General features: G+C 36.7%; 13 protein-coding genes. 11 read left to right on the top strand and 2 right to left on the bottom strand.

Going from position 1 to position 12,491, the window contains the following annotated elements; all coding sequences use genetic code 11:
- Positions 1–208: 208 nt before the first annotated feature.
- From F4694_RS10485 to F4694_RS10460, 6 genes are all read left to right on the top strand, one after another.
- Complete coding sequence (locus F4694_RS10485) at positions 209–1,375, top strand: C40 family peptidase (RefSeq protein WP_179597576.1); 1,167 nt, start codon at positions 209–211, stop codon at positions 1,373–1,375.
- A gap of 143 nt (positions 1,376–1,518) precedes the next feature.
- Positions 1,519–2,352 carry an undecaprenyl-diphosphate phosphatase gene (locus tag F4694_RS10480; protein WP_179597574.1) on the top strand — a complete coding sequence of 278 codons (834 nt, stop codon included), beginning with the start codon at positions 1,519–1,521 and terminating at the stop codon, positions 2,350–2,352.
- A gap of 329 nt (positions 2,353–2,681) precedes the next feature.
- A complete protein-coding gene (locus F4694_RS10475; RefSeq protein WP_179597572.1) occupies positions 2,682–3,902 on the top strand; it encodes an ATP-grasp domain-containing protein in 1,221 nt (406 codons plus the stop codon).
- A 23-nt stretch (positions 3,903–3,925) separates the two neighbouring features.
- Positions 3,926–4,348: a CotY/CotZ family spore coat protein gene (locus tag F4694_RS10470; protein ID WP_179597570.1), complete on the top strand. Its 423-nt coding sequence runs from the start codon at positions 3,926–3,928 to the stop codon at positions 4,346–4,348.
- A gap of 125 nt (positions 4,349–4,473) precedes the next feature.
- Positions 4,474–4,578 (top strand): YjcZ family sporulation protein, encoded by a 105-nt coding sequence (locus tag F4694_RS10465; RefSeq protein WP_179597568.1) that lies wholly within the window; start codon positions 4,474–4,476, stop codon positions 4,576–4,578.
- Between the two features lie 19 nt (positions 4,579–4,597).
- The gene (locus F4694_RS10460; protein WP_179597566.1) at positions 4,598–4,747 is read left to right on the top strand and encodes a YjcZ family sporulation protein; all 150 of its coding nucleotides are present in this window, start codon (positions 4,598–4,600) and stop codon (positions 4,745–4,747) included.
- A gap of 23 nt (positions 4,748–4,770) precedes the next feature.
- Here F4694_RS10460 and F4694_RS10455 read toward each other — a convergent pair whose 3' ends face one another.
- Positions 4,771–5,178, bottom strand: a complete 408-nt coding sequence (locus tag F4694_RS10455) for a YkvA family protein (protein WP_179597564.1) — start codon at positions 5,176–5,178, stop codon at positions 4,771–4,773.
- A gap of 60 nt (positions 5,179–5,238) precedes the next feature.
- On the bottom strand, positions 5,239–6,975 hold the full coding sequence (locus tag F4694_RS10450) for an AAA family ATPase (protein ID WP_257029194.1): 1,737 nt from the start codon (positions 6,973–6,975) through the stop codon (positions 5,239–5,241).
- Positions 6,976–7,161: 186 nt separating this feature from the next.
- Between F4694_RS10450 and F4694_RS10445 the strand changes: the two genes are divergently transcribed.
- From F4694_RS10445 to F4694_RS10425, 5 genes are all read left to right on the top strand, one after another.
- Positions 7,162–8,742, top strand: a complete 1,581-nt coding sequence (locus F4694_RS10445; protein WP_179597560.1) for a peptide chain release factor 3 — start codon at positions 7,162–7,164, stop codon at positions 8,740–8,742.
- A gap of 133 nt (positions 8,743–8,875) precedes the next feature.
- Positions 8,876–9,973 (top strand): SDR family oxidoreductase, encoded by a 1,098-nt coding sequence (locus F4694_RS10440; protein ID WP_179597558.1) that lies wholly within the window; start codon positions 8,876–8,878, stop codon positions 9,971–9,973.
- Positions 9,974–10,082: 109 nt separating this feature from the next.
- Positions 10,083–10,556, top strand: a complete 474-nt coding sequence (locus F4694_RS10435; protein ID WP_179597556.1) for a hypothetical protein — start codon at positions 10,083–10,085, stop codon at positions 10,554–10,556.
- A gap of 155 nt (positions 10,557–10,711) precedes the next feature.
- Positions 10,712–11,458, top strand: coding sequence for an RNA polymerase sigma factor SigI (gene sigI / locus F4694_RS10430; RefSeq protein ID WP_179597554.1), 747 nt, complete (start codon positions 10,712–10,714; stop codon positions 11,456–11,458).
- The gene (locus tag F4694_RS10425; RefSeq protein WP_179597551.1) at positions 11,455–12,471 is read left to right on the top strand and encodes an anti-sigma factor domain-containing protein; all 1,017 of its coding nucleotides are present in this window, start codon (positions 11,455–11,457) and stop codon (positions 12,469–12,471) included. Before sigI ends, F4694_RS10425 begins: the two co-directional genes overlap by 4 nt.
- Positions 12,472–12,491: the final 20 nt, after the last annotated feature.

The raw sequence follows: 12,491 nt of genomic DNA, 5'->3' as shown, positions 1-12,491 counted from the left end.
TAATATATTAATATCTGAAACATAAATTTAATATTATGATTATTAATTTGACAACATTTCATGCTATACTTCTAGTTGCAATAGAATAGGATAAAAGTGGTTAAAAAGGATTACTTTTGCTAAGTTAATAAACTGTTAAATCTTTAAGTTACATAGAAGGAACCAATAACTATTGCTATTTGCTATGAAGGAAGCAGGGGAATAAAAGTTGAAAAAGAAGATTATGGCATTTTGTACAATAATCATGTTCGGAAGTCCAACTGTATTACTTCAAGTAGAAGCCGAAAAAAATAATAACCAGCAAATAATTGATGAGCAGCGTTCAAACATCCAATTAGAAATATTAAAAGGCAATGTTGAACTTAACCGAGTAAAAGAAGAAATTGAAAAAATTAATGAACAAATCAAGCGAGTAGAGCAAGCAATAAATGATAATAATCAAATCATTCTTGAAACTGAGAACAAAATAAGCTCTTCACAATTAGAGATACAGAAACAAGAAGCAGAGATTGTAACACTAAATGAAAAAGTAAGTAAGCGTAATGAAATCTTAAAAAAACGCGCACTTACTTTTCAAGAAAATGGAGGCAAGGTAAACTATCTTGATGTTTTACTTGGTTCCACAAGTTTTAAAGACTTTGTCGATCGGGTTGGTGCTGTTGCCTCATTTGTCGAGGCAGACCAAAATATAATTAACCAACATGAGGCTGATAAAGAGGAGATTAGAAAGAAGCAAGCCCAAGTAAAAGATAAATTAATAGATCTTCAGAGTATGAAAGTGGAATTAGAAGGAATGCAATCACAAATATTAGAACAAAAGCAACACAATGAATGGTTAAGAACAAAGGCAAAGAAGAAAGAGCAAGTTACACTATCGGAGCAGGCAGGATTAATGCAACAGGATTCTGCTCTTGAAGCTATGTATGATTTAACTGATTTTGACTCAAATGAAATACTAAATGGTTCTTTGCTGTTAACCAATGAAACTGTTAAAAGCCTAATTTCTAATGGATTAAAGTATGTAGGGAATTCGGTTTATGTATTTGGCGGCGGTCGAAATGAATATGATATAGCAGCTGGGAGATTTGATTGTTCAGCTTTTGTCAGTTGGGCGTTTTCTCAGGTTGAAATCAAAATAGGTGCAAGTACAGAAGTTTTAAAAAATACAGGAACACCTGTTGATGTGGAAGAAATGCAGCCGGGAGACCTCGTGTTTTTTGATACATATAAAAAAGATGGTCATGTCGGCATTTACCTAGGTGCTGGAAAATTCCTAGGATCACAAAGTTCAACAGGTGTGGCAATAGCTGATATGACAAATGGTTATTGGTTAGAGAAATTCAATGGGCGTGTCAATCGCATTATTTCACAATAGGGAGGCGAGGCTGCATTAGCCTCGCTCTTATAATGTGTAAAAAAACATTTGCTAAAGGTATTGGAAATTGAGTACAATTAAAAGGTTATTCCATATCCTTGTATCTAAAACAGTAGAAGATTAAGTTAGGAGTAGTTAAGTAAATGGAGTTATTATTGATTATTAAAGCAATTATTTTAGGTTTAGTAGAAGGGCTGACTGAATTTGCCCCAGTATCTTCGACCGGGCATATGATCATCGTGGATGATATGTGGCTTCAATCAGAAGAATTTTTAGGGAAATATGGAGCGAATACTTTTAAAGTAGTGATCCAGCTTGGTTCGATTTTAGCTGTTGTCGTGACATTCAAAGACCGAATTATTGACCTATTAGGAATGGGTCGAATAAAAAGTAAGCTATCCGAACAAGGTGGCAGCCGTTTAAAATTATCTCAAGTATTTGTTGGATTAATACCAGCTGGAATTTTTGGGGTACTACTTGAAGACTATATAGATGAGTACTTATTTTCGACTCAGACTGTTTTAATAGGTTTAGTGATTGGTGCCATTTTTATGATAATTGCAGATCGTTTTGGTCCAAAAACACCGAAAATCCAAACGGTTGACCAAATTACGTATAAACAAGCTCTAACGATTGGTCTCATTCAATGTTTATCATTGTGGCCAGGTTTCTCTCGTTCTGGTTCAACTATATCAGGCGGGGTACTATTAGGATTGAGTCATAGAGCAGCTGCTGATTTTACGTTTATTATGGCAGTACCTATTATGGCCGGTGCCAGCTTTCTCTCCTTACTGAAAAATTGGCAGTATATGACGATGGACGCACTTCCATTTTTTATAGCTGGATTCATTAGTGCATTTGTATTTGCTTTAATTTCAATCCGCTTTTTCTTAAAGCTTATTGATAAAATAAAACTTGTACCCTTCGCTATATATCGAATTCTGTTAGCGTTAATAATTTTTCTGGTTTACTTTTAATTTTGTAAGGCAGCACCACATTAGCGTCTACCTGTTTATAAAAACCAACAACGACAAGTTGTTGGTTTTTTTGTTGGATAAAAGCTGCCTATTTTCTCCACATAATAATGTTAAGGGCCATATCTCTAATGTTATAAGGATATGGTTTTTACATTCTACACACTTGTCCACTATTTTTTTGGAAGGCATTTGTCACACTTTAAATTTATTGGTCAAATAACTGTTCGTACATAATGAACATGCCTACACCAACTAACAGAAAAAGAATATTTTATTGTAACAGGAAAACTATCACAAAAAGGTGAGGACATTTTTGGTGGGTGCAACAGATGAAATCAATTGTTTTCTTAGGTACAAATAAAACAGGATCAAGCTATGAAGGAATTAAAGCAGCAAAAAGACTTGGTTTCGAGACAATACTTTTAACGAATCGCACCATTTTTGTTGAAGAAAGGGAGGGATATCGCGAAATAGATGATGTACGTCTATTGAATTTGTCAGATACAGATGAAATTCTATCAGCCGTAACTGACCTAATTGAAGAGGGGAAAGAGGTTGTTTGCTTTATTAGCTTTTTAGATGAATATATTTATTTAGCGGCTTTGCTTACAAATACTCTTTGTAATATACCTCTCACATATGAACCGTTGCAAATTATGACCGACAAAATTTTGACTAGAAGATATTTAGCCAGAAAAGAATACACTCCGTTTTTTAAGGTTCTAGTCTCAAACGATACAATCGATGATGAGATAAACCAGTTAAAAGACTGCTTTCCTCTAATTATCAAATCTCCTCAATCTAATGGTTCAAAAGATGTAATACTGGTCGAAAATGAGTGGGAATGCAGAAAGGGTGTAAAACAACTTCGCCGTAAAAACTCTGAACTTCCTGTATTAGTGGAGGAATATTTAGAGGGACCACAATATTTGATTGAAGTGGTTGTCTATCAATCCAACATTTCAGTTGCAGCAATTGTAGAGCAGGAGGTAACAAAGGGTCAACGGTTTATTATCACAGGGTATTCTGTTTGTCCTGAGTTGTACTTAGAACAACTGCCAGGGCTAAAGGAAACTATTGTTACAATTATAGAGGATTTTCAGTTAAGAAATGGTACTTGCCATTTAGAAATGAAATTAACAAATAAAGGCTGGAAGCTGATTGAGATTAATCCGAGGATGGCTGGGGGAGCTATGAACCGGATGATTGAGGAAGCGTTTGGCTATAACCTTGCAGAACAAACAATCAGATTGTTCACGGGGTTAGAACCAGATTTAAGGAAAAAACACAATAGGGCTATTTATACCCATTATTTAATCGTTGGTCTAGTTGGGAAGTTACTTAAAGTATCGGGGTGTGAAACAGCCAGAGAACAAGTTGGTGTTTTAGAGGTATACACAAAGGCAAAAGATGGTCAACTTGTTACTCCACCTCGCTCTATGGGACAACGATATGGATATGTATTAGCCTCAGGAGATTCAAAGGATCAAGCAAGAGAATGCGCTCTGAATGGTGCGCAGCAAATTCAATTTTACGTGCAGCCTATTTAGAAACTAAGAAAGGAGGTTTGGTTATGGGGGAAGAACATAAAAATGTATGTATATGTCAGGACCTGCAACAACTTTTAGAAGAACAAAAAAGGTTATCCTTTGATGAATTTCGTTTTTTGAGTGAGGATTTTGGGTATGACACTATTCCATTTATCCTTTCAACAGGAAAGTGTCAATTTGAGGCTTTTGGTTGGACAAATAATGGTAACTTTTTTATAACAAATGTATTTAGATTAGAAGCATTAGATGTAAGGAGATGTTGCGCAACAATATCCCTACTGGAACCAGTAGACATAGATGGCTATCCAGTAGATTTATGCGACAATGTTTTTTCATTAAGAACAACCTCAAATTGTATAGTTGTAGATCTCACCTGTTTTAAATCACTACAGCCGCTGTCACCTAGATTAGTGGATCGGCTCCTTCCGATAGTGGAGCCTAAATGATTGATAAGCCCAATTAGATTGGGCTTATTCTTTTTTAGAAAAGTGGGTTATTTGGATAGGTGTCTATCGCACATTTTTATCGGTATGAATAGGATATATGGAATTATAAAAAGGAGGTAATGTAAATGTCTGGTTCACATGGCGGGTACGGCAGCGGCTTTGCCCTACTAGTTGTATTGTTCATTTTGTTAATTATTATCGGGGCTTCTTGGGGCCGAGGATACTACTAAAAAAAAGGGGGTTGTATATATGCCATATGGATATGGTTATGGAGGATTTGGCGGTGGCTGTGGATTTGGTGGAGGCTACGGCGGTGGCTGTGGATTTGGCGGCGGCTTTGCATTAATCGTAGTTTTATTTATCCTATTAATTATCGTAGGTGCAGCTTGTTTTAGATAGAACAAAAGCTGAAACCCTCTTGACTAATCAAGAGGGTTTCCTTTTGTTGAATGTTTCCACTTTTTAAATTCATTGATTTCAACTGATAATTTTTTAAGCGTAAAGCTTATGACGGCGGCATCATCAACTATCCCTAATCCGACGAGAAAATCGGGGACCACGTCTAAAGGAGAAACGAAATATAGGATTGCACCAATAATGGTTAAGATTGTAGCGGGCGCAATGTTTCGATATTCGCCTCTTGAATAGGCTTGGACCATATCAAAGAATAATTGCAGCTTTTCCCATACATCTCCTAAAGTACCTTTGTTATTTTTTGCCTTGAGAATTGCCTTCTTCAATAAGCCCTCGGTCTTTTTTGGATCATCGATATACCTCTTAGCACCTTCACGATATTTCTTTGCTTCAAAATAAATTTGTGGGTCAACCATTTACATACACTTCCTTAAGTGGATATATAAATTAGTGTGCCACAGGAACATTTATTTCATTTATGCAGAAACATCATCACTTATGATTGGAGTCTTTCCCCAGACAATTTCCTCTACCTCATAGCCTTCAAGTGTTTCTTTCTTTAATAAGCTATCGACTAATTGCTGATACTGATGTTGATGACTATTTATTAGATTCTCTGCTCTTTCTATCCCCTTTTCAAAAAGTTCTTGCATTTTATCTTCTTTGTCCTGTTTGTTAAAAGTAAGGGTAAAACCACCTTGAAGCATGCCCGTATCTACCATTTGTTCAATAATTTGCTTTGCTTGCTGCACGTCACCACTGACGCCTATGCTATGTTCGCCAAGGAGTATTCTTTCGGCAACACCACCGGCTAATACCATGGCGACCCGATCTAGTAAATCACTTGTCGTGGATAAATGAAGCTCTTTTGGGATGGGTGCCACGTATCCCAGCGCATCACCACGTGGGATAATTGTCGCTTTTCTGACAGAACCTGGCTTCGTTAAGGAAGCTACAATGGCATGCCCTGCTTCGTGAATAGCCACTCGACGCTTCGTGTCCAAATCCTGTAAAGTACGAGATGTACTTCCTAATATTGTCCGGTCTAGAGCATAATCAAGATCCCCTTTAGTTAATACATCCTGCCCGTTACGCACTGCTCGTCTGCTGGCTGTTTCAAATAATGATTGCAGCTCTGCTCCTGAAAAGCCGGAGGTACTTTCAGCTAATTCATCTAAAGACGCTAGAACCTCTTCACTAAGTGCTTTCCCTCGTGTATGAATATCGATGATTTCTCGTCTTCCTTTTGTATCCGGAAGCGGAACATGGAAAGTAAAGTCAATTCTACCCGGCCTTAGGAACGCTTCATCAAGCATATCTTTTCTGTTTGTTGCGGCAATAAACAGAATTCCATCATTCGAATGCCCGCCATCAAGCTGGACAAGGAGTTCAGTCAAAGTTTTTTCTGCTTCTTCACCGCCATGGGCTTTTCTTCTGCCAGCTAGGGCATCTACTTCATCAATGAAGATGACAGCAGGACCTTGTTTTCTCGCACTCTGAAATAAAGAGCGGACCCTGCTGGCACCGACTCCAACGAATAACTCATTAAAAGCTGACCCGCTTGCAGAAAAGAAAGATGCATTTAATTCACGGGCAATTGCCTGAGCTAATAATGTTTTTCCTGTGCCTGGCGGTCCATATAATAAAATACCTTTTGGCGGCTTAATCCCCATTTTAACCGCTCTTTCCGGTTCCTTCAGTGTTGAAAGTGTCTGAAGAATTTCTTCCTTCATTTCTTCACCAATCCCACCAACATTATCTAAACTAATGGATGGAAGAGGTCGTGCTTGAGAAACACTATTCTTCATTGAATTTGATAGACCAAACCCCCCTTTTGTTCTTTGAAGTACGAAAGCAGTTCCAACAAGGGTGAGTAGTACACCCGCCATGATCCACTTTCCAAAACGGCTGCTATTAGAGAAGGAGTATTGAATATTATAATTCTCAACGAGTTTGTCGATCATTTGACTATTCGGAGGAACATGTGATTCGTATTTGAGACCGTCAATTTCCAGTAGTATGCTGCCGTCAGAGTGCTCTGTCAGAACTACTTGTTTCCCGTTTTGCTCTTGAATGGTTTCTTCCACTGAAGAGAAAGGAATCTCAATTTTTTTATTGGTTGTTTGGATAATCCAAGTTATCCCTGCCAGTAATATTAGTAACGCTGCGATAAGCGGAATAATCTTTGAGACTAGTTTTTTACTTTGATTCAATATAGTCATCTCCTTATACAGAGTCTTATTCTATTATAAAAGGAAAATGGCAAAAGGCGATGTGGGAATGGATGGAAATAGATTTCCAATTGGATTATTATTAAAGGATTGCAAATTTGACCGCCAGACTATAAGATTAAGGGTACGAGAAAAATTTTTGGATTGACAAAAAGAGAGGAATTTGAAATGGGTAACAATTTTAAAGAAGAGGTATTATCGCGTAGAACCTTTGCGATTATATCTCACCCGGATGCCGGGAAAACAACATTAACAGAAAAATTATTATTATTCGGCGGAGCAATTCGTGACGCTGGTACGGTAAAAGCTAAAAAAACAGGTAAGTTTGCGACAAGTGACTGGATGGAAATTGAAAAGCAACGGGGAATCTCTGTTACGTCCAGTGTTATGCAATTTGATTACAATGATTTTCGTGTCAATATTTTGGACACTCCAGGACACCAGGATTTCAGTGAAGATACGTATCGTACGTTAATGGCTGTTGATAGTGCAGTTATGATTATCGATTCTGCTAAAGGGATTGAGGAACAAACGTTAAAGCTATTTAAAGTATGCCGGATGCGTGGAATTCCAATTTTTACTTTTATTAATAAGCTGGACCGTCAGGGGAAAGCGCCCTTAGAGCTCCTTGCTGAATTAGAAGAGGTTCTTGGAATTGAGTCATATCCAATGAACTGGCCAATTGGGATGGGCAAAGAGTTTCTTGGGATTTATGACCGTTATTACAATCGAATTGAACAATTTAGAGTAAATGAGGAAGACCGTTTCATACCATTAAATAGTGAAGGGGAAATAGAAGGAGAACATCCATTAAAGGCTTCTGGACTTTATGACCAAACGCTGGAAGAGATTATGCTTTTAAATGAGGCTGGTAATGATTTCTCTCCTGAAAAAGTTGCAGATGGTAAGATTACACCGGTTTTCTTTGGCTCTGCGTTAACAACTTTTGGGGTCCAAACCTTTTTAGAGACATACCTGCAATTTGCTCCTGCTCCGATGGCTCGAAATTCATCAATAGGAGAAATTAATCCGCTTGCTGAACAGTTTTCAGGATTTGTCTTTAAAATTCAGGCAAACATGAACCCAGCCCATCGTGACAGGATTGCTTTCGTCCGTATTTGTTCAGGTAAATTTGAACGAGGAATGACGGTAAATATACCACGCTTAGGTAAACAGATTAAGCTTTCTCAATCCACTTCTTTTATGGCTGAGGAAAGAAATACGGTGGATGAGGCTGTCAGCGGGGACATTATTGGTCTCTATGATACTGGTACTTACCAAATTGGTGATACCATAACTGCAGGTAAAGATAATTTTCAATTTGAAAGACTGCCTCAATTTACACCAGAGCTTTTTGTTAGGGTTTCTGCAAAAAATGTAATGAAACAAAAATCATTTTATAAAGGGATCCAACAGCTGGTTCAGGAAGGTGCCATTCAACTTTACAAAACAGTCAAAACGGATGATTACCTGCTAGGTGCTGTTGGACAGCTGCAATTTGAGGTTTTTGAACATCGAATGAGAAATGAATACAATGCTGAGGTATTGATGGAACGAATTGGTTCTAAAATTGGCAGATGGATAGAAGGAGATGTTGTCGATGAAAATCTCTCGAGTTCTAGAAGTCTGCTTGTAAAGGATCGCTTTGATCATTATGTCTTTTTATTTGAAAATGATTTTGCGCTTCGTTGGTTCCAAGAAAAAAATCCAGACGTGAAGCTTTATAACCCTATGGATCAGCACGAGTAGGATTGGCGGGATTATTCCCGTCATTTTTTTAAATCAAGAATACAGAAAATTCAGATTAATATCTTGAGTATGATTTTTTAAACAACATACAATTAGTACAAGATTCCATAGAATATTTTTGGGAGGGGTAGTAATGAAAAATGGGTATTTTTTTACGGGATTTCCGGGTTTTATTTGTAACCAATTAATTAGAGAGGTTTTGAAAAAGAATGAATTGAATGGGATTGTTTATGTACTTGTTCTTCAAAGTATGATGGATAAAGCAAGAAAAGAACGACATGCTATTATTACAGAACTAGGTCTGCAGGACGACTCATTTATCCTTATAGAAGGTGACATCACCCAGCCATCACTATTGGTCTCTGAAGAAACCCAAGAAATTCTAGATGAAAGGGTAACCCATGTTTTTCATCTTGCAGCTATCTATGATTTGGCAGTACCTAGGGATATTGCTTTTAGAATTAATGTAGATGGCACCAATAATGTGAATAAGTGGGTACGAGGGCTGACTAATTTAAAACGTTATGTCTATTTTAGTACGGCATATGTAGTGGGAGAACGTGAGGGGACCCTTTATGAGACTGAGCTTATTCGTCCCACTAGTTTTAAAAATCATTATGAAGAAACAAAATATGAGGCTGAAGTTTTGGTTGAAAAACTTAAAGAAGAAGTCCCCATTACAATTATTCGGCCTGGGATTGTTAAAGGTCATTCACAAACAGGAGTAACGATAAAGTTTGATGGTCCATACTTTATAATGAACTTTTTGGAGAAATTAAAATTCCTCCCAATCCTTCCGAAATTGGGAAAAGGAAAAGCGTATGTTAATTTGGTCCCGATTGACTATATCATTCAAGCCACAGCATATCTCAGTTTTTTCGAAAATGGTATCGGTAAGACCTATCACTTAACCGATCCTCGTCCTTACCGTGCTTCTGAAATTTATACAATTTTGATGGAGGAACTGCTAAACAAAAAACCTATCGGAACCCTCCCATTATCAGTTGGCAAAGGGCTTCTTTCAATTAAGCCGATGAGAAAATATTTAGGGGTTGAAAAAGAAGCACTGGATTATTTTACATGGATGGGTCATTTTGATTGTACTCAGGCTGTGTATGATTTAAAGGGATCAGGAATAAGATGCCCTGATTTTAAAGATGGTGTAAAGGCAATGATAGCATTTTACTTAGAGCAAAAGGATAATCCAAACTATCAGATACACATATTATGATTTAATGCATAGAGAGTAATCAAAAATATTTCTTATATTCTTCGTTTATTCGGCCGTTTACTGGTAAAACTAACTTGGAAGTAACTTACAGTAGAAGCGAGATAGAGAAATGAAAAAAGTGAGTAAATTAGAAGCAGTATTATGGAGTATAGCCTTTCCAGGATTCAGTCAGCTATTAAGTGGTCAGTACATCAAAGGTATTTTCTTTGTGATACTAGAATTTATAATAAATGTGAACAGTCATTTTAATAGTGCGATTATGTACAGTTTCCTAGGTGAAATCAATAAAGCTGAATCAATCCTAAATTATCAGTGGCTAATGTTTTACCCTTGTGTATATATGTTTGCAATGTGGGATGGTTATCGTTCAGCAATGCCGGTAGATGAAAAGTACTCATATTTACCTTTTGTATTTTCCGCTTATTTTGTCACAGTAGGTTTAATGATTTCCCCGAAGGTGACTATTTTTAATGTTCATCCAGGTCCAGTTTTTTTACCTATGTCCTTTGTGATCCCAGGTGTATTTATTGGTTATGTAATAAAAAGGATATTACAGCTTCGCGAAAAGAGGCTTCAAATCTAACACAGATTTGGAGTTTTTTTAATGATATTTATTTTGATGCCCCCACAAAGGACGATTATTATTCGTATTTCTTTATTGGAAGTACTGTTGCCAGAACCTACAAAGTTCAATCTATCATACTTATGGTATAATTGGTTGAATAGAGAGGTGAGGCAATGCTAGGTTTATTGTTTTTAACCAAAAATAAAAAGCGTACTTTAGAGGAGTCGGTACGATTAATTCAACAGGGTGACCACTCTTTACTTAATGAAATTATAGAGGCTTATAAACCATTTATTGCTAAAAATGTGTCTTCCGTATGTAAACGATATATTTATGAAACTGACGATGAATTTAGTATTGGTCTTATTGCATTTAATGAGGCAATTGAGAAATATTCAGCTGAGAAGGGCAGTTCCGTTCTTAGTTTTGCCGAAGTGATTATAAAACGAAGAGTCATTGATTATATACGCAAGCAAACGAAAAACCAACATGTCAGTATTGACTTAACCTATTCATCATTTGAGGAAGAGTCAGCGGGCATGGTAATTGTAAACGAGCTATCGCTTGAGGAATATAAGAGAAAGTCTGACGAAGAAATTAGAAAGGAAGAAATTATTCAATTTCAAACTCTATTAACTTCATTTGATTTGAGCTTCAGTGATTTAGTTGAGAATTCACCAAAGCATGCGGATGCCAGGGAGAACGCTATCAAAGTAGCGAAGCTATTAGTTGAAAATAGGGAATTAAGGGATTCGTTATATGAGAAAAAACGTCTTCCTATAAAGCAACTAGAAAAAATGGTGAATGTCAGCAGGAAGACGATTGAACGAAATCGGAAATATATTATTGCGATTGCACTAATACTATCAAGTGATTATGTTTATTTAAACGATTATTTAAAGGGGGTGCTAGAGACATGAGAAGGGGAGTTGTAATGGAAGTTAATGACCCTTATGTGACATTATTAACTTCTGATGGAGAGTTCTTGCGTGCCCGAAAAATGGAAAGAGTTTATTCTATAGGTGAAGAAATAGATTTTTTTCCTGTTACTGATTATCTACAAAGCAAACAAACAAAATCAATAAAAAACTTTTTTACTTTAAAAACAGTTTGGATGACGATGGCTGTTCTGATCATAAGTGCAGGTTCCATTTTTCCAGTTTATCAAAATAATAGAGCTTATGCTTATATGTCTATAGATGCTGGCACTAGTATTGAAATGGGATTAAATAAGGATATGCAGGTGGTTGAATTAAAGGGATTTAATAAGGAAGCTGAAAATATTATTTCCCGGCTGGGAGACTGGGAGAAAATGGATGTGTCTGAATTAACTCCCATTATATTAACAGAGTTAAAAGAAAATGGTCATATAACCCAAGCAGAGCCAGTTTTTATTTCAACGGTTAAAACGGATGAGTTAAAAGAGAATGGCACGGAGAAACTTGAGGAGAATATCGAGGAAATTAAAGAAACAGTTGATAAAAATAGTATAAAAGTAAATATGTATACAAGTACTGAGGATGAAGTAAAAAAAGCTCATGAATCTGGTGTTCCAGTCGGGGTCTATCATAAAAATAAAAATATCTCTGTAGAGAAAAAGCAAACAAAAGTAAAGGTTAAGCAGACGGACATTACACCATCTGAGTCTTCTTCACCTACAGGACTGCCTCCTGAGCAGCAAAAGAAACTAGAACAGGATGATAATAATCCGAATCAAAACCAGCAGGTGCACCAAAACCAAGATAGCCAAAATAGTAATCCAATACCAACAGAGCAAGGAAATGGGAAGCAGACTCCACCTGGATTAAACAAAGATGGCAATGACAAAGCTAATCAAAATCAAGCAAATCATGGCGAGAAACATAAACAAGAAAAACCGCAACCCAATAGTCAAAATAAACCAAATAAACAAGAGAAAAATGGCAAAAAATAAGTCCGGCATAGATGCCGGAC

The sequence above is a fragment of the Neobacillus driksii genome (assembly GCF_013409995.1).
GTDB lineage: Bacteria > Bacillota > Bacilli > Bacillales > Cytobacillaceae > Neobacillus > Neobacillus driksii.
This window is presented reverse-complemented; position numbering and strand designations above follow the sequence as displayed.

Excerpts from the sequence above, each read along its gene's own strand:
- F4694_RS10435 (WP_179597556.1), top strand. The coding sequence starts at position 10,083 with ATGAAAAAAGTGAGTAAATTAGAAGCAGTATTATGGAGTATAGCCTTT.
- F4694_RS10445 (WP_179597560.1), top strand. The coding sequence starts at position 7,162 with ATGGGTAACAATTTTAAAGAAGAGGTATTATCGCGTAGAACCTTTGCG.
- F4694_RS10465 (WP_179597568.1), top strand. The coding sequence starts at position 4,474 with ATGTCTGGTTCACATGGCGGGTACGGCAGCGGCTTTGCCCTACTAGTT.
- F4694_RS10480 (WP_179597574.1), top strand. The coding sequence starts at position 1,519 with ATGGAGTTATTATTGATTATTAAAGCAATTATTTTAGGTTTAGTAGAA.
- F4694_RS10460 (WP_179597566.1), top strand. The coding sequence starts at position 4,598 with ATGCCATATGGATATGGTTATGGAGGATTTGGCGGTGGCTGTGGATTT.
- sigI (WP_179597554.1), top strand. The coding sequence starts at position 10,712 with ATGCTAGGTTTATTGTTTTTAACCAAAAATAAAAAGCGTACTTTAGAG.
- F4694_RS10455 (WP_179597564.1), bottom strand. The coding sequence starts at position 5,178 with ATGGTTGACCCACAAATTTATTTTGAAGCAAAGAAATATCGTGAAGGT.
- F4694_RS10470 (WP_179597570.1), top strand. The coding sequence starts at position 3,926 with ATGGGGGAAGAACATAAAAATGTATGTATATGTCAGGACCTGCAACAA.
- F4694_RS10440 (WP_179597558.1), top strand. The coding sequence starts at position 8,876 with ATGAAAAATGGGTATTTTTTTACGGGATTTCCGGGTTTTATTTGTAAC.
- F4694_RS10475 (WP_179597572.1), top strand. The coding sequence starts at position 2,682 with ATGAAATCAATTGTTTTCTTAGGTACAAATAAAACAGGATCAAGCTAT.
- F4694_RS10425 (WP_179597551.1), top strand. The coding sequence starts at position 11,455 with ATGAGAAGGGGAGTTGTAATGGAAGTTAATGACCCTTATGTGACATTA.